Raw genomic sequence first — 24,740 nt, forward strand, 5'->3', positions numbered from 1 at the left:
CAGCCGCGGACATAGGCGGCAAGCTGCTCCAGCGTCTGAAGGCAGCCGGTTTCGTTATCCTCCAGGCGAATTCCTTCCGGAATATCCTCGGTTACCATCGTGACTTGGGTGCCACCCGCCGCAGGGACGAGATGGGTGCGGACCGTCATCTCTCCGGCGAAGGCCGGATCCAGTGAATCGAACACCGTCTTCCAGACGACAAGGGCATCCGGAATGAGCTTGGCGGTCCGTCCGCGGAAGGTATCGGTCTTTTCCGAGGTCTTGCCGGTCATCTCCGTCTCGTCATCCGGATAGACCAGCGACATGTTGAAGGCACCGCCTTCCCTGCCCTCGAATTCATGGACGATGCCGCGCATATCACCAGGTGGAAGCCAGGTGGCAAGCGCTTCCGGATCGAGGAAGGCAGCATATATCGCACGGCGGCGCGTGGATGATGCGGGAGACGGTAGTGCTGCGGTTTGCGCTCATGCGGCGCAAGATAGCAGAGGGGCACCTGTTTTAAAGGCCGCTCCCGCAAATGTCGCGAAGCGGCCTTTTGTTGCTCAGACCAACCGGCTCTGCTCGGTGGCGGCTTCAATGAAGCTTGCGAAGAGCGGATGCGGGTCGAGCGGCCGGGACTTCAGTTCCGGGTGATACTGGACACCGATGAACCACGGATGATCCGGATACTCGATCGTTTCCGGAAGCACGCCGTCCGGCGACATGCCGGAGAAGACGAGGCCGCAGTTTTCCAGGCGGTCCTTGTAATCCACGTTGACTTCGTAGCGGTGGCGATGGCGCTCGGAAATATCGGTCGATCCGTAGATTTCGGAGATCTTCGTGCCTTTCTTCAGCGCCGCCTTGTAGGCGCCGAGGCGCATGGTGCCGCCGAGGTCGCCGGCTGCTGTACGCTTCTCCAGCGCATTGCCCTTGATCCACTCTGTCATCAGGCCGACGACCGGTTCCTTGGTAGGGCCGAATTCGGTGGAGGAGGCATTCTCGACGTTAGCGAGATTGCGTGCTGCTTCGATGACCGCCATCTGCATGCCGAAGCAGATGCCGAAATACGGCACCTTGCGCTCGCGGGCAAACCGGGCCGCATGAATTTTGCCTTCCGAACCGCGTTCGCCGAAGCCGCCAGGAACGAGAATGCCGTGGACCTTTTCGAGGTACGGCGCGGGATCTTCCTTTTCGAATATCTCCGACTCGATCCATTCGAGATTGACCTTGACGCGGTTGGCGATGCCGCCGTGATGCAGGGCTTCGATCAGCGACTTGTAGGCGTCCTTAAGACCGGTGTACTTGCCAACGATCGCGATCGTGACTTCGCCTTCCGGCGTGCGGATGCGATTGCAGACCTCTTCCCACGGCTCAAGGCGCGGCTTCGGCGCCGGCTCGATGCCGAAGGCGGCAAGCACTTCTCCGTCGAGGCCCTCTTTGTGATAGGCCATCGGCACGTCGTAGATGTTGGCGACGTCGAGCGCCTGGATGACGGCGGACGGACGGACGTTGCAGAAGAGCGAGAGCTTGCGGCGCTCGGCTTCCGGAATTTCGCGGTCGGCGCGCACCAGCAGGATATCGGGATGAATGCCGAGCGCCTGCAGTTCCTTGACGGAATGCTGCGTCGGCTTGGTCTTCAGCTCGCCGGCGGCCGGAATGTAGGGCATCAGCGTCAGGTGGACGTAGATCGCGGTGCCGCGCGGCAGGTCGTTGCCAAGCTGGCGGATCGCTTCCATGAAGGGCATCGCCTCGATATCGCCGACCGTGCCGCCGATCTCGCAGATGACGAAATCGTAATCGTCATTTCCCTCGACTACGAAATCCTTGATCTCGTTGGTGACGTGCGGAATGACCTGGACGGTGGCGCCGAGATAGTCGCCGCGGCGTTCCTTGTCGATGATGTTCTTGTAGATGCGGCCGGTGGTGATGTTGTCGGTCTTGGTTGCCGAACGCCCGGTGAAGCGCTCGTAGTGGCCAAGATCGAGGTCGGTTTCCGCGCCGTCGTCGGTGACGAAGACTTCGCCGTGCTGGGTCGGGCTCATGGTGCCCGGATCCACGTTCAAATAGGGGTCGAGTTTGCGAAGCCGCACCCGATAACCACGGGCCTGCAACAACGCTCCGAGAGCCGCAGCCGCAATTCCTTTACCGAGAGAGGAAACCACGCCGCCAGTGATGAATACGTATCGCGCCATGGGAGTCACCGGATACCTTTTCAAAAACGATTCCACCAGCCCAAAAATTCTTTTCCAGAACTTTTGGCGCCGGCATGGAATCTGAACAAAAGAAAACCGGCAGACCCTGGGGCCTGCCGGCGGTTTATTTCGTCGACCGGCTTACTGCCCGGTCGGGACGCCGCCCGGTTGGGCCGGAGCAGCCGGTGCCGCCGGTGCGGTCTGCGTCGCAGGAGCGTTGGCAGCCGGTGCCTGTCCGGCAGGAGCTGCTGTGCCGCCATTCGGAACGCCATTGCCGGCAGGCTGGTTCGCGGGCTGCTGCGGAGTGCCGCCGCCGAGCGAATCGAGAATGCCATTGCCCTGCCCGCTCGTTGCCGGGATGCGGTCGAGAATGTCGGTCGGGCTGCCCTGATAACGTGTCAGGATGCCGAGGCCGAGCGAAGTGACGAAGAACAGCGCGGCAAGGATGGCGGTGGTACGTGTCAGCGCATTAGCCGTGCCGCGCGCCGACATGAAGCCGGAGCCGCCGCCAATGCCGAGGCCGCCGCCTTCCGAACGCTGGATGAGCACGACGCCGACAAGCGCCAGCACGATCATGAGGTGGATGACAATCAATACTGTCTGCATGGGTCCAGTCCTGCCCGCATGCGGCGGGCATCGAATAAAATCTGGCGCTGTTTACATGAGGTGATCCGCTATTCCAAGCCCTTAGGCCCAGAATATACACGTCATCACGCGAGCAGCGCTTCGTATGCGCCGTAGATGGCGAGGAAATCGGATGCTTTCAAGCTCGCGCCGCCAATCAACGCGCCGTCGACATTGGCAACGCCCATCAGTTCCCCGGCATTGCCGGGCTTGACGGAGCCGCCATAGAGGATGCGGATTTTACCGCCATTCGCGCCAAAGCGGGCGACAAGTTCCGAACGCATGAAGGCGTGCGCCTTCTCGACGTCCTGCACCGTCGGCGTGAGGCCGGTGCCGATCGCCCAGACGGGTTCGTAGGCGATCACGGTGTTTTCGGGTGTCGCGCTATCCGGTACAGAGGCCGAAAGCTGCCGCTTGAGAATGTCGAGGGTCTGCCCTGCCTTGCGCTGGTCGGCCGTCTCGCCGATGCAGATGATGGCGGTGAGATCGGCGGCAAAGGCAGCCTCGGCCTTGGCGCGGACGAGATGGTCGGTCTCGGCGTGGTCCGTCCGGCGCTCCGAATGGCCAACGATCACGTAGGTTCCGAAGCAATCGGCGATCATCTCGGCTGAGATATCGCCGGTATGAGCACCCGACGGGTTTTGATGGCAATCCTGCGCGCCGATCGCCAGCGGGCTGTCGGTGCAAAGCGCGGTCGCGACATAGAGCAGCGTCGCGGGCGGGCAGATGAGCGCCTCGACGTTCTTGGCGAGCGGCGAATTCACGCCTTCCGCAATCGCCTTGATCTGATCGAGAGAGGCGCGCATGCCGTTCATTTTCCAGTTTCCCGCCACGAGCGGGCGCACGTCAGGTGTCATGCCAGCCTTCCAACTTTTCTCGTAAGCCTGCGCCTTAGCAAAAGCATCACGGAAAGGAAAGCGATCCGCCGCTTACGTAAGGGAAATAAGAAGATTTGACGCGCAAAATGCGTAAAATCTGCTCGACGCTTTGCCTAGGAGGCGAGGAACCAGTTCAAAACTCTTCGCCAATCGATCATCCGGATCGGCGTGCCGTGGTTGCCGTTTTGAAAGAGCGTGAAATGGGCAGGGTATTTCGTCTCATGAAGCCTTTTGAAGAACGCCTGCTGGCCGGCAGCCGCATAGACCGGATCGCGGCTGCCATGGACGAACCAAAGCGGTAGCCTCGCCTTATAGAACGCGCTCCTTGCGAAATCCGGATCCGTGACGCCGCTCAGGACGATCATGCCTTTCAGCCGCTTGACGCTGCCTGGGTCGCGCGCAATACCCCAGCAAATCTGGCTGCCCATGGAGGCGCACGAAAGGATCACGGGGCGGTGGCCGGATTTCTCGCTCGCATCACGGATCAGTTCGGCGATGTCTGCTACGCCCTCGCCGTCGAACGTGTGCACGGTCGGTGAATAATAGACGCCGCCATTGGCTACCGCGAGGTTCTTGAGGCGATTGAAATTACCGCCGAAGCTGTAGTCGTTGGCGCCGAGCCGACGGTCACCGTTACGCCCGTGGATGAAGATGACGGTGAACGCCGCATTGTCTCCCGGTCCCACCCTGGTGACATCCACCCTGCGGCCATTGAGTGACAATGTTTCGTCCTGCTGCTGCTTGCGCACGCCGAGCGACACGTATTTCTGCTGCGCGCGCTTTTCCGGGATCTGGTCGCGGCCGTTGATGTCGCGCATCTCGTCGTATTCGATGGCTTCGAAGGCGCCGTCGTCGGTAGTCTGCAGCACGTTCTGTCTGGAGAAAAGTTCGTCCTTGTAGGGCGGTAAAGCATCGGCTGCGGCGGTGCCGATACCGGCGGACAGGAAAAAGGCCGCAATTGCGGCGATAATCGTGCAATGACTTGTGGACATTCTCATGCGGGCGGTTTCCTAACACATCAGGCCGCTTGCCATTCCGGGCCCGGCAACGCAAACCAATTCCACAGAATTCCGCCAAATCGGGCGGCGTCGCGTAACGAGGCGCTTTCTGGCAGAATCTGCCTGATTCGCTAACGTGACATCAAACGCGGTGATTTTGGGTCGTGTCCTCACTCGGAGGTTCCAGCCCAAAACAGGATTGAAGATCTGAACGACTCCATGGATGACAGCAACGACCTCTTCTCCGGAATGCCCCTGACGCCCAAGCAGGAGGCGGCTGCAAAGCCCGCCGCACCCCCCGAAAGGCCTGCGGCCTCTGCTCCGCGCCCTGCCCCGTCGGCTGCGGGCTCGGACGACTACGGCGCATCCTCCATCCGCGTTCTGGAGGGGCTGGAACCGGTGCGCATGCGCCCTGGCATGTATATCGGCGGCACGGACGAAAAGGCGCTGCACCATCTCTTTGCCGAAGTCATCGACAACTCAATGGACGAGGCGGTCGCCGGCCATGCGAACTTCATCGAGGTGCATCTCGATATCCAGGGCTACCTGACGGTCAGCGATAATGGCCGCGGCATCCCGGTCGAGAACCATCCACAGGTTCCCGGCAAATCGACGCTCGAAGTCATCATGACCAAGCTTCATGCCGGCGGCAAGTTCGACGGCAAGGCGTACGAGACCTCCGGCGGTCTGCACGGCGTCGGCGTTTCGGTCGTTAACGCGCTGTCCGACGATCTCGAGGTCGAAGTGGCGCGCAACCGCAAGCTTTACCGCCAGCGCTTCTCGCGCGGCCTGCCACAAGGTGGCCTCGAGGAGCTCGGCGATGTGCATAACCGCCGCGGCACCCGCGTGCGCTTCCATCCCGATCCGCAGATTTTCGGCGACCATGCGAAGTTCGATGCCGGGCGCGTCTTCCGCATGGCGCGGTCGAAGGCTTATCTTTTTGGCGGCGTCGAAATCCGCTGGAGCTGCGACGAAGGCGTCCTGCCGGAAGGCTCCGAAATCCCGGACAAGGCAGTCTTCCACTTCCCCGGCGGCCTGAAGGACTACCTGCAGGCTACGATGGGCAAGGAATTCACCGTCACCCGCGAAATCTTCGCCGGCAAGACGGAGAAGGCGAGTGGCCACGGCTCGCTCGAATGGGCCATCACCTGGTACGGCGGCGACCAGCAGATCCATTCCTACTGCAACACCATTCCGACGCCCGAGGGCGGCACGCATGAAGCGGGTCTGCGCATCGCGTTGACCAAGGGCCTGAAGGCCTATGCCGACCTGACGCAGAACAAGCGCGCCGCGCAGATCACCACCGATGACGTGATGATTTCCGCAGTCGGCATGCTCTCGGTTTTCATCCGCGAGCCGGAATTCGTCGGCCAGACCAAGGATAGGCTCGCGACCGTCGAGGCGCAGCGCATTGTCGAAAACGCGCTTCGCGATCCGTTCGATCACTATCTGGCGGACAATCCCAACGAGGCCGAAAAGCTACTCGACTGGGTCATCGAGCGCGCCGAAGAGCGTCTGCGCCGCCGCAAGGAAAAGGAAGTCAACCGCAAGACGGCCGTGCGCAAATTGCGCCTGCCCGGCAAACTGGCCGATTGCTCACAGAACACGGCGCAGGGTGCCGAACTCTTCATCGTCGAAGGTGACTCGGCAGGCGGCTCCGCCAAGCAGGCGCGCAACCGCGCCAATCAGGCGATCCTGCCTCTGCGCGGCAAGATCCTGAACGTAGCGAGCGCCGGCCGCGAAAAGCTCGGCGCCAACCAGCAATTGGCGGATCTCGTACAGGCGCTCGGCTGCGGCACACGTTCCAAATATCGAGAGGAAGACCTGCGTTACGAGCGCATCGTCGTGATGACTGATGCCGACGTCGACGGCGCTCACATCGCGTCGTTGCTGATCACCTTCTTCTACCAGGAGATGCCCGAGCTTGTGCGCGGCGGCCACCTGTTCCTGGCCGTGCCGCCGCTCTACAAGATCACCCAGGGTGCCAAGTCCGCCTACGCGCGCGACGACGCCCACAGGCAGGAGCTGATGGAAACGGAATTCAGGGGCAAGGGGAAGATCGAGGTCAGCCGCTTCAAGGGTCTCGGCGAAATGCTTCCGGCGCAGCTCAAGGAAACCACAATGGACCCCAGCAAGCGGACTCTGCTGCGCGTGGTGATAGACGAAGTTGATTTCGAGGGAACGCGCACGGCGGTGGACGACCTGATGGGCACTAAGCCGGACGCGCGCTTCCGCTTCATTCAGGAGCGTGCCGCCTTTGCCGAAAACCTCGATATTTGAACTCTAGTCGAGACGGACGTCTATCTTCGTCTTCACCGAGTTGGCGAGGAAGCAGAGATCATGGGCCTCGTGATGGAGCTTTTTTTCCATCTCGCGGCTCGGCGCTTCGCCAGCATAGACCACCGCCGGCTTCAGCTCGACGCGGCTGACGAGCATTTTTCCGTCGATCTTCTCCATGATCCCGGTCGCCGCATCGACATAGCTGTCGACGACCATGCCCTTCTTGGAGGCGAGCCACAGATAAAACAGCATATGGCAGCTGGAGAGCGCCGCAACATAGGCCTCCTCGGGATCGACGTTCTCGGCGACCGCGTATGGAAGCGGCACGTTGTGCGGCGATGCCGAGGCAGGCACCGAAAGGCCGCCGTCGAATTTCCACACATGGCCGCGGCTGTACTTGCCGTCCGTGAAACTGCCCTTGCCGCGCTGCCATGATACTTCTGCTGAAAATGTCGTCATCGTTCGAACGATCCCTATGAATCCTGATGCCCAACCTGCCGCCATTTTCACCGGCTATCAAGGTTCAGAGGAAATTCCGTCACATTCCGTATAGAGGTTTAAGATATGTCGCTGCCTGACGGCTTGGCGCACCTTTCGATTGGACGAGACCGGCCCTTAGACGATCGATATGCTTGCGTCCGGCCCCCGTATGGCGCATATCCGTGATTGAGAAGAAGGAATAAAAAGCGACGTGAGCCTCTCGAACAACAAGAAACTGCCTGGCGAGCCGCGGTGGCTTGGGCCTTCCGCGTCTACACGTACGCCGCTCATTCCCTCGATTTCTGCTGCCCGCTGGCTGCTGATCCTCATCGTCGCGGCAGGCGTCTATTTCTTCTACGGCTTCGTCGTTCCGGTGCTGGCCGCACTCGTCATTGGTTTCGCGAGCTGGCCGCTCTATCGCAGGCTTCTCGCGCGCGTCGGCGGCAATACGACGATCGCTGCCACGATCGCGATCCTTCTGATCGTCACTTTCCTCGTTATTCCGATCGGACTTGCGATCACCTATACGACAGGTGAGGTGCGCGAATGGGTCGCCTGGATCATTCACGCCAACCGGCAAGGCGCGCCGACGCCGCAGTGGATCCTCGCTTTGCCCTTTGCAGGGCCCTATCTCGACGATCTGTGGGCGAAATATATCGGCAGTCCCGGCTCCGTCGGCGAGGTCATACAGGCCGTCAGCGGCGCCAACATCGGCAATATCTACCGCGCGGTTCTCGCAGCCGGCGGCGCGTCGTTCCACCTGCTTTTGACGCTGCTCTTCATGCTGATCGCGCTGTTCTTCGTCTACCGCGACGGCGCGTCCTTCTCGCGTCAGATCGACATGCTTGGCGAGCGCATCCTGCCCAATCGCTGGGAGCGGATTTCGCGCGTCGTTCCGGCAACAATCAGCTCGACTGTCATGGGTATGACGCTGATCGCGATCGGCGAAGGTATCGTGCTCGGCGTCGCCTACTGGATCGCAGGCGTCCCCTCGCCCGTGACACTCGGCGTCCTCACCGGCATCATGGCCCTGATCCCGGGCGGCGCGCCGCTCTCTTTCACCTTGGTCTCGATTTATCTCGTTGCCAGCGGATCGCATGTTGCCGGCGTTGCGCTCTTCACCTGGGGCACGGTCGAGCTCTTCATCGTCGACAAGACGCTGCGTCCGAAGCTCGTTGGCGGCCCGATCAAGCTTCCCTTCCTGCCGACTTTCTTCGGCCTCGTTGGCGGCGTGAAGACCATGGGCTTCCTCGGCCTCTTCATCGGCCCGGTCCTGATGGCGCTGCTCGTCGCGATCTGGCGCGAATGGATGCATGAAGTGAAGACCAGCGACCAGACCGCGGGCCTTGGCCCCGAGGTCATGATCGACGAGCACGCACCGCCGGTGCAGCGCGCTGCAGACGGCTGATCATTTCAGCCGCTTCTCCATGAAGAGGCTGAGCGGGTCCGGCAGGTAAGAGCCGAAGGGCCCGATGTCGGCATAGCCGTATTTGCGGTAAAGGCCGATCGCCTCCGGCTGGTAGATGCCGGTCTCGAGCCGGAGCGCATCGAGGTCGAGTTCCCGGGCACGTTCCTCGAGCCGGTCCATCAGGCGGCTTGCGACTTTCAGTCCCCTCGCCTCCAGATCGACGAACATGCGCTTGATCTCCGCCGTGCCGTCGCCTGCTTCCACGAGTGCCGCACAGCCGACGATTGCTCCTGCATTCCGCGCAACGAAGAAACTTACGGCAGGCTTCTCCAGGGTCGAGAGACCGACGAGGTGATTGCTTTCAGCAGGATAGAGCGACTGCGCATAGGCATCCGAAAGGTCGAGAAGGCGGATGATTTCCGGTTGGCGCGGCGATTCAAGAGCGACGGTGACAGACATGGTGTTCTCAGTTTCTGCGGCGGCGGCGGCGCATGACGAAAGGTTAATGTGGCCGCCATCTTTCGGTTGGAATTGCCTCGTCTAAGGCAAGGAATTTCAATAATCAAAGGGTTCGATTATGCAAGCGGTCTTCGTCGCCATGACCATCCTCGGCTGCAATGACTCGGTCACGCAATGTAATTATGTCGCAACGATCGATAAGCGCTGGGAAACGGTGGCGATGTGCGACGCCGAGTCGGAAAAGCGGCTCAAATCCTTTGCCAATGCCAACTACCCGACCGTGATCGCTGTTTGCGAAGCACCGAAGCCCGCTGTCGCGGCGGAGCCGCCCAAAATTGCCAACGCCACCCCTGCCCCGGTGCCGACGGTTCAGGACATCGAAAAGACCGGCATCCGCGCTTTCGCTCTCCGCTTTGCCGATGGAGTGCGCACACGCCTGCCCACCGGCGAAAGCGTCAAGCATACGCTGGAGAAGCCGGTACACTTTGTTTCGGATGGCTATTCCTGGGCCGTTCAGCGTTTCAAGAATTAAGACTAGGCGGCGGCGAGCGCCGTCAGCGAAGCGTAGCTGCGCGCCGATTGGCGTTGCTCGGTGATGTGAAGCTTCTCGACCAGATCGAGCAGCTCGCCGACGGCGTTATGGGTGTCGTCGTGGTGACGGAAGCGTTCGAGCAGCCTGCCGCACACATTGGCAAGCATGGTGCCTCCGGTCTTTTTGGACGCTTCGCGCCAGAGAAGCGTCGCTTCGACGAACACTGTGCTGATCTCGCGGTTGAGCCCGGCCGCCTCGTAGAGGGCACGTACCGCATGCATGCGGCCGGTGGCGAGGATCGAGCGAACGCGTTTTTCGGTGCAGCCGGTAAGATTGACGATGGCGCCCGCGAAGAAATCCACCTTGCCGGAGCAGAGGGCATGCATGAGAAAGCACGGCGTCAGATGACCAGTAAGACGCAGGTGCTCGGCGAGATCGGCGATCTCGCGCGGCTGGATGTCGCCTGCGAGCGATACGACAGCCGCCTGGGTCGCCTCGCGGCTGATGCGCTGCAGACGATTTAGACCGATAACCGCCCGCGCCAGCGGCAGGGCGACCAAGGCATTGCTGACATGCTGCGTCAGCAGTTGACGGGCATCGGCTGGAAGATCGGCGCGATCAAGCAGCAGATTGCGGATATCGCAGCAGTCGCCCAGCCGTTCCGCAATGCGCTTCAGGGATGCCGGAGCAATCGCGGCACCCTCGTTTTCGAGAAGGCAGAGGATGTCCTCTTCATCACCGACTTCCGCCAGAGCGGCCGAAACGGCGCGGGATATCGACGCACGTGCGGCAATCAGGATGCGGGTCACACTGCCGCCGCGGGCTGCGAGATCGACCAGATCGGCGTCTGAGAGCAGCGGAGAGCACGTCACGGCGTGGCAGGCGATCTCGGGCTGGTCTTCGGCCAAGGCAAGAATGATACCGCGGGGCGCGTCGCTCGACCAGGCGATCACCTCCGCCAGCGCCAGGCGCACGCCCGGCGACGGATCGTCGAGCAGGAAGGTCATTGCCATTTCGGCGGCACGGCGCTCCTCGGGAAGCATTTCGGATTGCAGATAGGCCCGGCCGAGTGCGCTTGCGGCGCGGGCCCTGTCTCCAGCCTTGGCAGTCTCAACCCAGCGCAGAAAAGCTTCTACGATCACATTACGCCCCAACCTTCGAACGCGATTCCTTCGCGCTCTACCTTTGGAACGAGGCTATCGGCAAATGGTTTATGATTGGTTCACCATATTCATTAACCCTTGCCCGCCGCGATCAGATCGTTCGGCACTTGCGGGCGCAGCAGCTCGAAGACGTCGCTGCCTTCGCTGTAATCCATATACCCCATGCGCGCGACAGGCCGGGCGATCGACATGTCCAGGCGTCCCTCGCGGATGATCGATTCATCGATATGGATGCCGACAACTTCACCGAAAACCATGACGCTCTCCGAAGGTTCGCCGGAAAGGGTCTTGGGTTCGATCAGCTCGGTCACCTTGCATTCGAGCACCGCGAAGGCTTCGGCTACATAGGGCGCATCGACAAGCTCGCCCTGCTTTGCCGTAAGTCCCGCTAGTTCGAATTCGTTGACGCCGTAAGGCATGGTTGCCGACGAGAGGTTCATCTGCTCGACAAGATTGCGGCTTACGAAATTGCAGGTGAAGACCCCGGTTTCCGCAGCGTTGCGCTGGCTGTGCTTACGGCCGCTGGAGGAAAACATCACCAGCTTCGGCCGGTCGGAAACGGCGTTGAAGAAGGAATAGGGGCCAAGGTTCAGCGAGCCGTCCCTGCCCTTTGTGCCGATCCAGCCGATCGGCCGCGGCGTGACGATCGCCTTGAACGGATCGTGCGAGAGGCCGTGCATGTTGCTGTCGGTCGGATAGAACATCAATCTTCCCCGCCGACCCAGGTGACCGTCTCGGTGAGTTCCGGGCGGGGGCGTTCAACCGCGGGAAACTCTGTCGAGCCGATATGGATGAAGCCGGCAACCTTTTCGCCGGGCTGGACCCCAAGCAGCGGATATGCACGGTCGTCGTAAGCGAACCATTCGGTCAGCCAGTTTGCGACCCAGCCATGGGCATTCGCCGAGAAAATGATGTTGAGGCAAACGGCACCGGCCGACATGATTTGTTCCCATTCCGGGATCTTGAGATGCGGCCCGGCCTTGCTGACCACGGCAACGACGACCGGAGCGCGCGTGAAGCGCGCGCGCTCGACCTCTATCATTTCCTCGGAAAGATCGGGCTTGGCTTCGAGTGCTAGCTTCAGAAGCTCTTTGCCGATGCGAACACGCTCTTCACCGCGATAGACAATGAAGCGCCAGGGTGCGAGCTTGCCGTGGTCGGGAACGCGAGATGCCAGACGGAGGATTTCCTCGATCTCCGCCTTCTCCGGTCCGGGTTCGCACATCTGGAAGGCAGGGATGGAACGGCGCACGGTGAGGTAATCGATCAACTTGATATCGGATTTCATGCGGGGGAAACTTTCATTTTCATGACAGCGGTAGGGATGGGTCTTGAATTTGCCATCGCGTTGGTCTTGAAGTGGCCTCTGTGATTTCAGAAGTCAATCTGTTCAGGAAAGACATGCTCGGCATTTTGCCTTTTGCGCGTATGGCCCTTGCACTTGTTCTGGCGGCTTCGCTGCCTTTCGGCGCAGGCGCGCAGGACGCGTTCAAGGAATTTAAGCAGCTCGATACGACGGCAAAAATGCCGAAGCTCAACGCGTTCATCGCCCCCGGCAGCGCGCCTCAAGGAGTCGCGTTGCAGGAGGTCGAGATCGATGCGAAGCTGACGGCCGACGGCGAGCCGCTGGAAGATGGCCTCTCCTGGTACGTGTTCAGCCCGATCGCCGGCGCCGACGGCAAGCTGCCGCTGGTGGCGAGCGCGCGCGGCGGGTCGGCGGCTTTCCAGCTGGCGCCGGGCGACTATCTGGTGAACGTCTCCTTCGGCCGCGCCGGCGTCACACGCAAGGTGAATGTTCCCGACAGCGGCAAGCTTGACAAGCAAGTGATGGTGCTCGATGCGGGTGGTCTGCTGCTCAACGCGATTTCCGGCTCCGACGTTCGCATCCGCCCGGATCAGCTGCGCTTCTCCATCTACTCGTCGGAAGTCCGTGATGACGGCGAACGCGGATTGGTGACGGCAGACGTCTCGCCGAACACCGTCGTCAGGCTGAATGCCGGCACCTATCACATCGTTTCCGAATATGGCGACGTCAACGCCGTCATCCGCGCCGATATCCAGGTGGAAGCCGGAGGGCTCACGGAAGCGACCATCCAGCACCGCGCGGCGCAGATCACCTTCAAGCTGGTTTCCGAAGCCGGTGGCGAAGCGATCGCCGATACGGCCTGGTCGATCCTGACGGCCGCGGGCGACAGCGTCGGCGAAAGCGTCAGCGCTTTTCCGACGATGGTTCTGGCCGAAGGCGAATATTCCGCCGTCGCGCGCAACAAGGACAAGATCTATCAACGCGACTTCAAGGTCGAGGCCGGCAAGAATACCGATGTCGAAGTGCTGATGAAGAACGAGCAGCCGCAGGAGCCGGCAAGCGCCGCGACGACGCTGCAGCAGGAACCGCAGCCATCAGCCGCCGGCGAGCCGCAGAATTCCGCACCGGCGCCGTTGCCTTCCTACGAGCAACTGCTGCCGGGCAACGGCACGGCAGGCGCCGACGCCGATTGAATTCAGACGCGCTTTCGTTTGGTGCCGAAATCCAACGAAAAGACCGCATCGTAAAGCGCCGCCAGCAGATCCTTGCGGTCGTTCCTTCGCAGTTTTTCATAAGGCAGTACCTGGCCCGCACGCGCGACAATCGTCTTGCCCGATAGCCGGCGGAATTCGCGGATCAGCAGTGAGAGGCGGAGCGTCGGCGAGAAGCGGCTGACGATATGAAAGAGCCGCCCGTTCTGGCCTTCGAAATAGATTGGCAGAACGCTGGCACCGGCCGCCTGGACGAGCTTGGCAGGAAACATCTTCCAGGGCAGATCTTCGGCCCGGCCGAAGCCGTTTTTTGCGGTGGCGACGCCGCCGCCCGGGAAGATGATGACGGCAACGCCCTCCTTCAGAAGCCGGACCGCCGCCCGGCGCGTCTCCATGTTGAGGGCGACGGCCTCTTTCGTCTCATCGAAGGATATCGGAAGCGAATAGGCCGCCATTTCCGGAACCTTGAGCAATTCGTTGTGGATGAGAACGCGAAATGGTCGTCCAAGCTGTTCGGCAAGAGCCAGCACGGCAATGCCGTCTCCAATACCGAACGGATGGTTGGCGACGATGACGAGCGGCCGGTCTGCGGTCGATTCCGGCGGCCACGCGCCATTGATGTCAAGGCGGACGTCAAGGAGATCGAGCAGTTTGCCGAAGACGCGCTCGCGCGTCGGAACGATATCGCGGCGCCAGATAGCGTAGAGCCGCACGTAACGGTCGCGCCCGGAGAGCCCCTCGATCGAGCGGATCAGCCAGCGCTTGAGACGCGGATCGCTTTCACTCGCATAAGATAGCTGTTTGAATCGCAAAGCCGCCCAGCCTCTCGTAAAAGACCGGACGGCTATATTTCAAAGCGATGACAGCCGTCTGACAGAAATCAGGCAGCCATCGCCTTCTTGGCTTCGATCTTGCGGCGGATATCCGGCGGCGTCGCTTCCCAAGCAAGGCTCTCGATCGCCTCGGCAAGCGGCATCGAGGTCTGCTCCTGGCTACCGAGGCGGCGGATGTTGACGGTGCGCTCTTCGGCTTCCTTCCTGCCGCAGACGATGATCACGGGAACTTTCGTAACGGAATGTTCGCGGATCTTGTAGTTGATCTTCTCGTTACGGAAGTCGGTCTCGACGTTGAGCCCTGCCTCACGCAGCGCTTCGGCAACTTCCGCGCCATAGCCGTCCGCTTCCGAGGTGATCGTCGCGACCACGACCTGCAGCGGCGAAACCCAAAGCGGCAGATGGCCCGCGAAATTCTCGATCAGGATGCCGAGGAAGCGTTCCATAGAACCGCAGATGGCGCGGTGGATCATCACCGGCTGCGTCTTCTCCGAATTGCTGTCGATATAGAAGGCCCCGAAGCGTTCCGGCAGGTTGAAGTCGACCTGCGTGGTGCCGCACTGCCATTCGCGGCCGATCGCGTCCTTCAGCGTATATTCGAACTTCGGGCCGTAGAACGCGCCCTCACCCGGCAGAATGCCGGTCTTGATGTCGTTCGACTGCTGCTGGATCGTGGTGAGCACGTCCATCATGACGCTCTCGGCGCGATCCCAGAGTTCATCCGAACCGACGCGCTTGTCCGGGCGCGTGGAGAGTTTGATGGTGATCTCGTCGAAGCCAAAATCCTTGTAGACCGAGAGGATCAGGTCGTTGATCTTCAGGCACTCAGCGGCCATCTGCTCGTCGGTGCAGAAGATGTGCGCGTCGTCCTGCGTGAAGCCGCGCACGCGCATGAGGCCGTGCAGCGCACCGGACGGCTCGTAGCGATGCACCGTGCCGAATTCCGCAAGACGGATCGGCAGTTCGCGATAGGACTTCAGGCCATGCTTGAAGATCAGCACATGACCCGGGCAGTTCATCGGCTTCAGGGCGAAGATGCGGGTGTCGGCTTCCTTGTCATCCGGATGCGTCAGCGAATGCGCCGATTTCACCGCGAACATGTTCTCCTGGTACCAACCCCAGTGCCCAGAGGTCTCCCAGAGCGAGGTATCGAGAACCTGCGGCGCGTTGACTTCCTGATAGTCAGCGGCCAGACGCCGGCGCATATAGGCCACCAGCGCCTGGAAGATGCGCCAGCCCTTGCCATGCCAGAAAACGACGCCCGGGCCCTCTTCCTGGAAATGGAACAGGTCCATTTCGCGGCCGAGGCGGCGATGGTCGCGCTTCTCGGCTTCGGCAAGCATGTGAAGGTAGTTGTCGAGTTCGGACTGCTCGGCAAAGGCCGTGCCGTAGATACGGGAGAGCATCGGATTGTTGCTGTCACCGCGCCAATAGGCGCCTGCAACCTTCAACAGCTTGAAAGCCGAGCCGATCTGACCGGTCGATGCCATGTGCGGGCCGCGGCAAAGGTCGAACCAGTCGCCCTGATAGTAGATCTTCAGATCCTGGCCTTCCGGAATCGCATCGACGAGTTCGACCTTGTACTGCTCGCCCTTGGCGGCAAACACTTCCTTCGCCTTCTCGCGCGACCAGACTTGCTTGGTGAAGGGCGCGTTGCGAGCGATGATCTCCTTCATCTTCTTTTCGATCTTCGGCAGATCGTCCAGCGTGAAGGGTTCGTTCTTGGCGAAGTCGTAGTAGAAGCCGTTCTCGATCACCGGGCCGATTGTCACCTGCGTACCGGGCCAAAGCTCCTGCACGGCTTCCGCCATGACGTGTGCTGCGTCGTGGCGGATGAGTTCCAGCGCGCGCGTGTCGTTACGGGTGATGATCTCGATCTTGCCCGTCGTCACGGGATCGGAAAGGTCGCGCACGGTGCCATCGATCGCAATGGCGACGGCCTTCTTGGCAAGCGACTTGGAAATGGATTCGGCAACGTCGCGGCCGGTCGTGCCGGTGTCGAAGTTGCGTTGATTGCCATCGGGGAAAGTCAGGGAAACGGATTGGGACATATCGATATTCTCCTTGTCCAGTCCCGCCTACGAATGCGGGTGGTTGCAATGAAGCGCTTCGTCCGCACGAACGCGCTGCCGCCTGATACCGAGATTTGGCGTTTGAGTAAAGGCAGACCCTGTTCAGCCGATCATTTCGGCAAGGCCACGCACCGTGTTCCAATTGCGCAGAGTGCCGGCGCCCATGCGCTTGGTGGTGAGCGCCGACAGCAGCTTCCATTCGCTGGGTTTGCCGGCGAAATCGATCCACAGATCGCCATCGGTAAGCGCCAAACGCTGGTTGGCCTCGACGTATTTCTGAAGCGCGTCGAGAGCGGTCCGTTCGAGCGGCTTGCGCATGACGCGGACGATCACTTGGCTGCCATCGCCATCCGGAAATGGATTGGAGTTCGCCAGCCTCAACCAGTCCTCGCCCTTGCGGACGATGATATCGACGGGCTTGCCGAACTTCGATTTGAAGGCAGTTTCAAGCTTCGCCTCGATGTCACCGAGTGGTGCATTGTCTGCTTCAAAGACGATATTGCCGGTCGAAACCAGCGTGCGCGGGTTGCGGTAGCCGAGAGCCGCCGCCATGTCGCGAAGATCGGACATCACCACCCGGCGTCCGGGCGCGAGCACAATGCTGTGAAGGAGCGCGACATAGGCGATCTTATGTGGCATCGGCGTGCCGTCAGCCCATTTTCCGTCCGAGCGCGAAATAGCGCCACGGCGTCCACCAATGAAGGCGCTGCTCCAGCCTTTCAGGTACGGGATCAAGACCGCTCGTTCCGCCCGGCCCGCAGCGCCCGACGCGGAAGACGGTCATCCAGCCGCCGGCCCAGAGGCCGTGGCGTGCGATCGCCTCGTAGCCATATTCGGAGCATGTCGGAATATGCCGGCATGAATTGCCGATGAAGCCGGACAAGGTCAGCTGATAAAGCCGGATCAATCCCATGCCGAGTAGGCGATCGGGGGTCTTGCGGAAAGGGCCGGTATAGTTTCGGGAAAACCGCAAAGGCTTTCTTTGCGAAGCGGCCGCGCCGCCTTCGTCCTTATCATGGCTTGTCGAGCAGAATTCGCACATCGCTTACGCCGCTCACGCCTCCGCCATTTCCGCGCGCTTCGCTTCGATCTGCCCAACCGCATCGACGACAGCGTCGAAAGTCAGCATGGTGGATGCGTGGCGAGCCTTGTAGTCCTTGACCGGCCGCAGGTAGCGCATGTCCTCGAATCGGCCTTCCGGACCTTCTCCGTCCGCCTTCAGCATCGCGAGCATGTCTTCACGGGCCTTGCGAAGTTCGCCAACCGTTGCGCCGATCACGTGGCGGGCCATGATCGAGGACGATGCCTGGCCGAGCGCGCACGCCTTGACGTCATGGGCAAAAGCCGTGACGGTATCGCCATCCATCTTCAGCCAGATCCGCACCTTGGAGCCGCAGAGTTTCGAATGCGCCTGGGCGCTTGCGTCGGCATCGGCAAGGCTGCCTGTCAGCGAAATATTGCCTGCAAATTCGAGGATCTTGCTGTTATAGATGTCGTCCATGATGAATTCCGCTCCAGATTGCCGCGGATCGGCCTATATCGGCGGTCATTGTATCATAAACAAAAAACACACCGTGTCGTGCTAGCATACTTACATGAAGACGCCGTCTTCCTATATGTATGTCGTTCGAAGGCCATGAAAATGCAATGGCCTCGGGTAAGTTTGATTGGGAAACCGTGCCGGACGGGCTATGAGCCGCCCCGAAAGCCCCGGAGCCTGCCAAAGGTGCAACATTCCTGACAGGGGATACCAGTGGCGAGTCCGAAAGACGGTCTGCACACTCGCGGACCAGGAGACTTGAGCAGTATGGACGCCATCGTAAAGAATTTTCCGCAGAACAACCGTGACTCCGAACGCCCCAGCCAGAAGGAAGCGGAAGACGCAATTCGCGTTCTGCTTCGCTGGGCTGGTGACGATCCGTCGCGCGAAGGCTTGATCGACACTCCTAACCGTGTTGCCAAAGCCTATCGCGAACTTTTCGCCGGCTACGACATGGACGCGGAAGATGTTCTCGGCCGCACCTTCGAAGAGGTTGCCGGCTACGACGATATGGTTCTCGTGAAGGACATTCCGTTCTACTCGCACTGCGAACATCACATGGTCCCGATCATCGGCAAGGCACATGTCGCCTATATACCCGACGGAAAGGTCCTCGGGCTTTCGAAGATCGCCCGCGTCGTCGAGATCTACGGCCGCCGTCTGCAGACACAGGAAACCATGACCGCGCAGATTGCCAAGGCGATCGACGATACGCTGGCTCCGCGCGGCGTTGCGGTCATGCTCGAAGCCGAACATATGTGCATGGCGATGCGCGGTGTACAAAAGCAGGGCTCCACCACATTGACGACAACCTTTACCGGGACCTTCAAAGCCGAGCCTGCCGAACAGGTGCGATTCATGACCATGGTGCGGAGCCGCTAATACGGCTCCACGAAGAGAGCCGAATGATGCCGTTTGCATTCAATGCGCCGTCCGACGACAAATCCGAGCTGGAAGACGCCGGCGATTTCACGCCCCGCTTCGACGATCGAGGCCTGATCACCGCGATCGTCACCGATGTGCATGATGGCGAGATCCTGATGGTTGCGCATATGAACGCGCAAGCGCTGGCGCTGACGATTCAGACGGGCAAGGCTCATTATTTCAGCCGGTCGCGCGGCAAGCTCTGGATGAAGGGCGAGACATCCGGCAACGTTCAGACCGTGAAGGAAATCCGCACCGACTGCGATCAGGATGCAATCTGGCTAAAAGTAGAGGTCGCCGGGCACGATGCGACGTGCCATACTGGTCGCCGTTCCTGCTTCTACCGTACAGTGACGCTTCGGGACGGGAAACCAATGCTCGATATCGTTGATGACGAGAGGCATTTCGACCCGAAAGACGTCTACGGAAAGTAGCGCACGTATCAGTTGTCTGCTCGTTATTGAGACAGGAAGCGCTGCCGTATACGATTTGGAAAGGAACGGAGACACTATAATAAACCGCAATATTTTATGCCTGGAGGAGGCACGCCATGCTGAACTGGAGTTTGCATCGTCAGAGCTCTGAAGCAGGTGATTCAGGTTCCGGTGCCCCGACAGTTCCAGATATGACCGCTCCTTTGACGTCCACCCTTCCCCCTAAGAGAGCAAAGATTGCGCTGGCGCTTGGCGGCGGTGCTGCGCGCGGCTGGGCACATATAGGGGTGCTGCGGGCACTGGACGAGGCGAGCATCGAAGTCGGCATGATCGCCGGAACCTCGATCGGTGCGCTGGTCGGCGGCTGCTACCTTGCCGGCAAACTGGACGAACTGGAGGCCTTCGCCCGTTCACTGACGATGCGGCGCATCGCAAGCCTACTTGACCTTACGATCGGCGGCAGCGGACTTTTCGGCGGCATGCGTCTGACGAAACGCATGCAGGAGCATCTCGAAGGTCTGAGCGTCGAAGACCTCGACCGTCCCTTCGTGGCGGTCGCTGCGGAGGTGAACACCGGCCACGAAGTCTGGATTTCCAGCGGCTCGCTGATTACGGCGCTGCGCGCATCCTATGCCTTGCCCGGCATCTTCGAACCGGTTCGCAGCAACAGTCGCACCCTGGTCGACGGCGCACTGGTCAATCCGGTGCCGGTTTCGGTCTGCCGCAGCTACGAACAGCAGCTCGTCGTGGCCGTCAATTTGAACTACGACCTCTTCGGCCGGTCCGCAGTCGTCAAGCATAATGCGAGCCTGACGCTTCAGGAAGTGCAGAAGCAGGAGGAAGCACCTTACGCGCGCCTCGGAATGACCGGCGTGATGGTGCAGGCCTTCAATATCATCCAGGACAGGATTTCGCGGGCGCGCCTTGCCGGCGATCCGCCGGACATTTCGCTGCATCCGCGTCTCAGCGACATCGGCCTCTCGGAGTTCCATCGGGCCGGCGAAGCGATCGATCGCGGATACGAGGAAGCCAACGCGCGGCTTCCCGAACTCCGGCGGATGCAGGAAGCATTCGCCAGCCAGGTGTGACGGCCGGCGAACACCTCAGCCCGCGATATAGGCCTTGATTTCTTCTGCCTCGCGCTCGACTTCCGCGATGCGCGTCTTCACAACGTCGCCGATCGAAACGATTCCGACGAGCTTTCCATTGGTTTCAACCGGTAGGTGGCGGAAGCGTCGGCTGGTCATCAGTTCCATCAACTCGTTGACGGTCGTGTCTTCGTGGCAGCGGAAGACCCTGGATGTCATCAGCGAGACAACCGGCTGATCGAGGCAGTCCTTGCCAAACTTCGCAACGGCGTTGACGAGGTCGCGCTCGGTAAAGATCCCGGCAATACGGCCCTCCACGCCGACGATGACGACTGCGCCGATCTTGCGGCCGCTGAGCACTTTCGCCGCTTCGCCGGCAGTCGTGTTCGGCCCGGCCGTGACGACGTTGCGGCCCTTCAGGTCGAGGATGGCTTTTACGGTGTTGGACATTCGAAACCTCCCATATCGAAAGTGAAACACTTAACTGAACAGAGGCACCTGCGAAGGGCTGTTCGTCCCAACGCGGATCACTTCGGATGGTGCACTCCAAAGCTCAAGATTGCAATATATCCGGTTCTTCTGAAACCTCAGGCTCTGCCGGAATATTCCTGTCGAAGAACGGGAAGAGAAAGAATCCGAAAATGAAACCGCCGATATGGGCGTCCCAGGCGATCGGCTGGTTCGGGTCGCCGATCAGCGGAATGCCGACCGCGATCAGCCCATTGCCGATCATCCAGAAGAGCGTGAACACGACGACCGTGCGGCTGCGGAAGGATTCGATCACCGACAGCCGCGGATTGAGGTGCGCCGGACGCGGCACTCTTCGTTCTGGCGGAAACGCAAAGCGGCAGGCGGCTCCCATCAGCCCGGAAACCACGCCGGAAGCGCCGATAAGCAAGGTCGGATCGCCCCAGTTCAATCCTACATGAAGCGCTGCGGAGGCGATCGACGAGAGAACCCAGAAGATGACATAGCGCGAGCCACCGATGCGTCGAACGACCGGCGCGCCGAAAGCCATCAGCCACAGCCCGTTGAAGAGTATATGCTCCACGCTGCCGTGCAGCAGCGAATAAGTCACCGGCGACCAGAGCCATTGCAGTCCCTGTTCGGAGAAAGGAATCACGTAGCGCACCGGGATGAAGCCGAAGGTGATGAAAAGCCAGTCGACTGCGTTTGCGGAGAGGATGAACGACTGGACCGCATAGATCGCACCGAGCAGACAGAGCGTCCCCAGCAGGATGCCAGGCAAATTGAAAACCGGCGTCCGGGTTTTTTCAACTGGCATTTCGTCAGCCGTTTCCGGCTCCGTCCTGTGATCGTCCATATGCGTCCTCGCCGGATTGAGGCCCCAGCCTTACAGGAGCGAGGATCAAAAAAAAAGCCGCCCGGACGAGCCGGACGGCCTGACGAGCGTCCCCCGAGAATGACCCCGCGCCCGATCAGTGAATGTGCTGAACTTCGTTTCCGAAGCGATACGCAACACTTGCACGGCATGTGATCGGCGGCAATTGAAACCGTTCCTTAACCTTAACTGCCTGCGGTTGGCATGAAATCCGCATGGTAAGGATCAGAAGAGCCGTTCGGGCTTGAATTTGAACCGAAATGAAACAGGTTGGTGCGCCGTGCGTCATCAGACGATCATCGATATTTACGATTACTGGAACCGCCTGCGCGGTGCCTGCGACGCGCCGCTGAAATCGCAGATCGAACCGTCGGCCCTTGGCCACCTTCTGCCGAGCCTTTTCATTCTCGAAAAGAACGACGACCTGGGCGCCGTCACGTTCCGGCTTGCCGGCACGCGCATCTGCGATCTCTTCGGCCGCGATTTGCGCGACGAGAGCTTTGCCGAACTCTTCGGCGACGGCCATGCCTATGACATCGAGGCAACGCTTCTGGGCGCGATGCATCACGTCATCCCGACGCTGCTCAATGCCACCGGCTACAGCACGGCAGGCCATCAGGCAACCTTCGAGATCATCGTCATGCCGCTGCGCTGCGAGAACGGCTGCCGCGCGCGGCTTTTCGGCGCCATTGCGCCATCCGTCGCGGCAAGCTGGCTGGAAATCGTGCCGCTCGATTTCCTGGCACTCGACCGCAGCCGCCTGCTTCGCGACAAACCCGGGCAGAACGGCGGTGGGATGAGCTGGCCATTCACAGCCGCCGCCGAACCTCGGGATGGCTTCGGTGCGGTCCTCGGCCGCATGATGTCTTCATTGTTTTCCGGCGCGCCGCGCTGACCGTCTCATTCCGGCACAGCCTTATCCTATGCTTCAGGCTGTATTTGACCCGTTCAGGACAACCTTCTGTTAAGGGATTGCGGGTAATAATTGCGGTATAACATTTTATGAAGAAGCGCTTTCATGCACTCATTCCAGCAAGCCCAGACGCCACGGACAACAGTGCCGCGCCCTGAGCAGGGTGTCTTCCAGCGTGTGCCCATCAATATGCAGGGCCGCCTCATGCTTGCGAATTACGAGGAATACGAATGTACGGTGATCGATATGTCGCCGGGCGACATGTATGTCACCTGTGCCGGCGCCCGCGTGCCAATGAGCGCGTCGTCGCCTATATCGATCATCTCGGGCGCGTCGAAGGTCACGTTCTGACCGTGGACGCGCGCGGCTTCACGATGTCGATCAACGCCACCGAGCGCAAGCGGGAGAAGCTCGCCGCGCAGCTCACCTGGCTTGCCAACAAGCATGAGCTCGGCCTGCCGGAAGACCGGCGTCATGATCGTCTGACCCCGCGTGAGACGAAGACCGAGCTGACGCTTGAGGACGGCACGCGCTACACCTGCCGCATCATGGACCTGTCGTTGTCGGGTGCTGCGGTCGACATGGAGGTGCGCCCCGCGATCGGCACGCCAGTTCGCCTCGGCAACATGCGCGGCCGCGTCGTGCGACATTTCAGCGAGGGCGTCGCGCTAGAGTTCCTCTCGCTCCAGTCTCGTGAGACGCTGCGAGAATTCCTCTAAGCGGCCTTTGTCATTTCAGTGTTACGGTTATGACTGATGAAGGCAGCCCGAAACAGGCGGTCTTTGCATGTCATCGCGTTATCCCGAACTCGAGCCTTATGACGCAGGATTCCTGGAGGTCGGAGCTGGCAACCGGATCTACTGGGAATGCTGCGGCAATCCTGCCGGCCAGTCTGCACTGGTTCTCCACGGCGGTCCGGGCTCGGGCTGCTCGACGACCGCACGACGCTACTTCGATCCTTCAGCCTATCGCATCGTGCTCTTCGACCAACGCAATTGCGGCCGCAGCCTGCCGAGTGCCGCCGAGTTCGACACGGACCTTGCGGCAAACACCACGTGGCATTTGGTCGACGACATAGAGCGGCTTCGGCTTTACCTCAATGTCGACGGCTGGGTGATATTCGCGAACTCCTGGGGCTCGACGCTGGCCCTCGCCTATGCTGAGAGCCATCCCGATTGCGTACGAGCCATGGTGATCGCTGGAGTAACGACCACCCGCCGCACCGAAATCGATTGGCTCTGCCATGGCATGGCACGCTTCTTTCCCGAGGAATGGCGGTGGCTGCGCGAAGCCATACCACCAAACCTCCGCCATCTCGATACGCTTTCGGCCTTTCACCAATTGCTGAATGCGTCTGATCAGGAAGCCCGCATGAAGGCGGCACGCGATTGGCACGGCTGGGAGGCTGCATCGATCCTTCTGGCCGATCCGGATGGATTTCCCCGCCGCTGGCACGATCCCGACTATCTGCTCGCCCGTGCACGGATCGTCACGCACTACTTCTATAACGGCGCATGGCTTGAAGATGGTTTCCTGCTCCGCAACGCTGGGCGGCTGGCCGGGATACCCGGCATCCTGATCCAAGGCCGCCTCGACCTGGAAGCCCCGCTGACAACTGCTTGGGAACTCGCCGAAGCATGGCCCGGCAGCCGCCTTGTCGTGATTGAGAACGCCGCCCACTCGATGTCAAACACGACAATCTCCTCCGCCATCGTTGGCGCAACCGACGAATTTCGCGAAATTTTCCGAAAATAATTCTTGGGCGCCGCTGCGAAAAATAAGCCTCGCTCGCTGTTCTAGTGTGCCGCTCGGTGTCTCGCGTCGCGCGCGGGGTGCCTGGCGGCTGGCGACAGAATTTACGGCGATCGGTCTCTGCCGTTAACTTTTTCACGGAAACGCAGTGCTTGCAGCATCAGAAAATCTTGTGCCGATATGTAAAATTTTATTCGAAACTGCATCGAGTTTTATGCGTATTCGATTTTGTTTTTAATCAGGTTTTACGTGCTTTTGAATCAACTAAGCTATTAATTTTACTGCGAAATTTTGCGCAGGATAAAAACGTCCCTGTCAATGTCATCCTCACA

25 protein-coding genes and 2 pseudogenes are annotated in these 24,740 nt (G+C 60.5%); 10 read left to right on the top strand and 17 right to left on the bottom strand.

Going from position 1 to position 24,740, the window contains the following annotated elements; all coding sequences use genetic code 11:
- Positions 1-2: 2 nt before the first annotated feature.
- From ACZ9BX_RS05135 to ACZ9BX_RS05155, 5 genes and pseudogenes are all read right to left on the bottom strand, one after another.
- Positions 3-468: pseudogene (locus ACZ9BX_RS05135) on the bottom strand (SRPBCC family protein); the annotation flags it as partial.
- Positions 469-542: 74 nt separating this feature from the next.
- Entirely contained in the window at positions 543-2,171 is a 1,629-nt protein-coding gene (locus ACZ9BX_RS05140; protein WP_476216164.1) for a CTP synthase, read from the bottom strand.
- 141 nt (positions 2,172-2,312) lie between these two features.
- Entirely contained in the window at positions 2,313-2,777 is a 465-nt protein-coding gene (gene secG / locus ACZ9BX_RS05145) for a preprotein translocase subunit SecG (protein WP_027513150.1), read from the bottom strand.
- Positions 2,778-2,881: 104 nt separating this feature from the next.
- Positions 2,882-3,652 carry a triose-phosphate isomerase gene (gene tpiA / locus ACZ9BX_RS05150; RefSeq protein ID WP_132568285.1) on the bottom strand — a complete coding sequence of 257 codons (771 nt, stop codon included), beginning with the start codon at positions 3,650-3,652 and terminating at the stop codon, positions 2,882-2,884.
- Between the two features lie 134 nt (positions 3,653-3,786).
- The gene (locus tag ACZ9BX_RS05155) at positions 3,787-4,671 is read right to left on the bottom strand and encodes an alpha/beta hydrolase (protein WP_476216166.1); all 885 of its coding nucleotides are present in this window, start codon (positions 4,669-4,671) and stop codon (positions 3,787-3,789) included.
- Positions 4,672-4,890: 219 nt separating this feature from the next.
- On the opposite strand from ACZ9BX_RS05155, the gene parE reads away from it, so the two are divergent.
- On the top strand, positions 4,891-6,951 hold the full coding sequence (parE, locus tag ACZ9BX_RS05160) for a DNA topoisomerase IV subunit B (protein ID WP_476216168.1): 2,061 nt from the start codon (positions 4,891-4,893) through the stop codon (positions 6,949-6,951).
- 3 nt (positions 6,952-6,954) lie between these two features.
- Here parE and ACZ9BX_RS05165 read toward each other — a convergent pair whose 3' ends face one another.
- Complete coding sequence (locus tag ACZ9BX_RS05165) at positions 6,955-7,410, bottom strand: OsmC family protein (RefSeq protein ID WP_476216169.1); 456 nt, start codon at positions 7,408-7,410, stop codon at positions 6,955-6,957.
- Positions 7,411-7,642: 232 nt separating this feature from the next.
- Here ACZ9BX_RS05165 and ACZ9BX_RS05170 point away from each other — a divergent pair, with 232 nt between their 5' ends.
- The gene (locus ACZ9BX_RS05170; RefSeq protein WP_132568289.1) at positions 7,643-8,839 is read left to right on the top strand and encodes an AI-2E family transporter; all 1,197 of its coding nucleotides are present in this window, start codon (positions 7,643-7,645) and stop codon (positions 8,837-8,839) included.
- Here ACZ9BX_RS05170 and ACZ9BX_RS05175 read toward each other — a convergent pair whose 3' ends face one another.
- Positions 8,840-9,298: a GNAT family N-acetyltransferase gene (locus tag ACZ9BX_RS05175; protein ID WP_476216170.1), complete on the bottom strand. Its 459-nt coding sequence runs from the start codon at positions 9,296-9,298 to the stop codon at positions 8,840-8,842.
- Positions 9,299-9,416: 118 nt separating this feature from the next.
- On the opposite strand from ACZ9BX_RS05175, the gene ACZ9BX_RS05180 reads away from it, so the two are divergent.
- On the top strand, positions 9,417-9,830 hold the full coding sequence (locus tag ACZ9BX_RS05180; RefSeq protein WP_476216171.1) for a hypothetical protein: 414 nt from the start codon (positions 9,417-9,419) through the stop codon (positions 9,828-9,830).
- A 2-nt stretch (positions 9,831-9,832) separates the two neighbouring features.
- Here the strand turns inward: ACZ9BX_RS05180 and ACZ9BX_RS05185 are convergent, their stop codons facing one another.
- The 3 genes from ACZ9BX_RS05185 to ACZ9BX_RS05195 form a co-directional block, all read right to left on the bottom strand.
- Positions 9,833-10,972, bottom strand: a complete 1,140-nt coding sequence (locus ACZ9BX_RS05185; RefSeq protein ID WP_476216172.1) for a DUF2336 domain-containing protein — start codon at positions 10,970-10,972, stop codon at positions 9,833-9,835.
- Between the two features lie 92 nt (positions 10,973-11,064).
- Complete coding sequence (locus ACZ9BX_RS05190; RefSeq protein ID WP_027513159.1) at positions 11,065-11,697, bottom strand: flavin reductase family protein; 633 nt, start codon at positions 11,695-11,697, stop codon at positions 11,065-11,067.
- Entirely contained in the window at positions 11,697-12,281 is a 585-nt protein-coding gene (locus ACZ9BX_RS05195; RefSeq protein WP_476216175.1) for a nitroreductase family protein, read from the bottom strand. Before ACZ9BX_RS05195 ends, ACZ9BX_RS05190 begins: the two co-directional genes overlap by 1 nt.
- Before the next feature lie 113 nt (positions 12,282-12,394).
- Between ACZ9BX_RS05195 and ACZ9BX_RS05200 the strand changes: the two genes are divergently transcribed.
- Positions 12,395-13,492 carry a hypothetical protein gene (locus tag ACZ9BX_RS05200; RefSeq protein ID WP_476216177.1) on the top strand — a complete coding sequence of 366 codons (1,098 nt, stop codon included), beginning with the start codon at positions 12,395-12,397 and terminating at the stop codon, positions 13,490-13,492.
- Between the two features lie 2 nt (positions 13,493-13,494).
- On the opposite strand, the gene ACZ9BX_RS05205 is transcribed toward ACZ9BX_RS05200, so the two are convergent.
- The 5 genes from ACZ9BX_RS05205 to ACZ9BX_RS05225 all read right to left on the bottom strand — a co-directional run bounded on the left by ACZ9BX_RS05205 (position 13,495) and on the right by ACZ9BX_RS05225 (position 17,916).
- On the bottom strand, positions 13,495-14,322 hold the full coding sequence (locus ACZ9BX_RS05205; RefSeq protein WP_476216179.1) for a lysophospholipid acyltransferase family protein: 828 nt from the start codon (positions 14,320-14,322) through the stop codon (positions 13,495-13,497).
- Positions 14,323-14,390: 68 nt separating this feature from the next.
- Complete coding sequence (gene thrS / locus ACZ9BX_RS05210) at positions 14,391-16,394, bottom strand: threonine--tRNA ligase (protein ID WP_476216181.1); 2,004 nt, start codon at positions 16,392-16,394, stop codon at positions 14,391-14,393.
- Positions 16,395-16,517: 123 nt separating this feature from the next.
- A complete protein-coding gene (locus tag ACZ9BX_RS05215; RefSeq protein ID WP_476216183.1) occupies positions 16,518-17,054 on the bottom strand; it encodes a DUF1697 domain-containing protein in 537 nt (178 codons plus the stop codon).
- A gap of 10 nt (positions 17,055-17,064) precedes the next feature.
- Positions 17,065-17,457: a membrane protein insertion efficiency factor YidD gene (yidD, locus tag ACZ9BX_RS05220; protein ID WP_087001407.1), complete on the bottom strand. Its 393-nt coding sequence runs from the start codon at positions 17,455-17,457 to the stop codon at positions 17,065-17,067.
- Positions 17,458-17,469: 12 nt separating this feature from the next.
- Complete coding sequence (locus tag ACZ9BX_RS05225) at positions 17,470-17,916, bottom strand: iron-sulfur cluster assembly scaffold protein (RefSeq protein WP_476216186.1); 447 nt, start codon at positions 17,914-17,916, stop codon at positions 17,470-17,472.
- Between the two features lie 306 nt (positions 17,917-18,222).
- Here ACZ9BX_RS05225 and folE point away from each other — a divergent pair, with 306 nt between their 5' ends.
- From folE to ACZ9BX_RS05240, 3 genes are all read left to right on the top strand, one after another.
- Positions 18,223-18,837, top strand: a complete 615-nt coding sequence (folE, locus tag ACZ9BX_RS05230) for a GTP cyclohydrolase I FolE (protein ID WP_027513167.1) — start codon at positions 18,223-18,225, stop codon at positions 18,835-18,837.
- 23 nt (positions 18,838-18,860) lie between these two features.
- Positions 18,861-19,313, top strand: coding sequence for a phosphoribosyl-AMP cyclohydrolase (hisI, locus tag ACZ9BX_RS05235; RefSeq protein WP_027513168.1), 453 nt, complete (start codon positions 18,861-18,863; stop codon positions 19,311-19,313).
- A gap of 116 nt (positions 19,314-19,429) precedes the next feature.
- On the top strand, positions 19,430-20,401 hold the full coding sequence (locus ACZ9BX_RS05240; protein ID WP_476216188.1) for a patatin-like phospholipase family protein: 972 nt from the start codon (positions 19,430-19,432) through the stop codon (positions 20,399-20,401).
- A gap of 15 nt (positions 20,402-20,416) precedes the next feature.
- On the opposite strand, the gene ACZ9BX_RS05245 is transcribed toward ACZ9BX_RS05240, so the two are convergent.
- Both ACZ9BX_RS05245 and ACZ9BX_RS05250 read right to left on the bottom strand, forming a co-directional pair.
- Positions 20,417-20,851: a CBS domain-containing protein gene (locus ACZ9BX_RS05245; RefSeq protein WP_132568297.1), complete on the bottom strand. Its 435-nt coding sequence runs from the start codon at positions 20,849-20,851 to the stop codon at positions 20,417-20,419.
- A gap of 103 nt (positions 20,852-20,954) precedes the next feature.
- Positions 20,955-21,725, bottom strand: a complete 771-nt coding sequence (locus tag ACZ9BX_RS05250; protein WP_476216190.1) for a rhomboid family intramembrane serine protease — start codon at positions 21,723-21,725, stop codon at positions 20,955-20,957.
- A gap of 298 nt (positions 21,726-22,023) precedes the next feature.
- On the opposite strand from ACZ9BX_RS05250, the gene ACZ9BX_RS05255 reads away from it, so the two are divergent.
- The 3 genes and pseudogenes from ACZ9BX_RS05255 to pip all read left to right on the top strand — a co-directional run bounded on the left by ACZ9BX_RS05255 (position 22,024) and on the right by pip (position 24,411).
- The gene (locus tag ACZ9BX_RS05255; RefSeq protein WP_476216191.1) at positions 22,024-22,638 is read left to right on the top strand and encodes a PAS domain-containing protein; all 615 of its coding nucleotides are present in this window, start codon (positions 22,024-22,026) and stop codon (positions 22,636-22,638) included.
- 123 nt (positions 22,639-22,761) lie between these two features.
- Positions 22,762-23,375, top strand: a pseudogene (locus ACZ9BX_RS05260) (PilZ domain-containing protein).
- Positions 23,376-23,442: 67 nt separating this feature from the next.
- Positions 23,443-24,411, top strand: coding sequence for a prolyl aminopeptidase (gene pip, locus ACZ9BX_RS05265; protein ID WP_476216192.1), 969 nt, complete (start codon positions 23,443-23,445; stop codon positions 24,409-24,411).
- The last annotated feature ends 329 nt before the right edge of the window (positions 24,412-24,740 follow it).

The sequence above is a fragment of the Rhizobium sp. USDA 3886 genome (assembly GCF_056279785.1).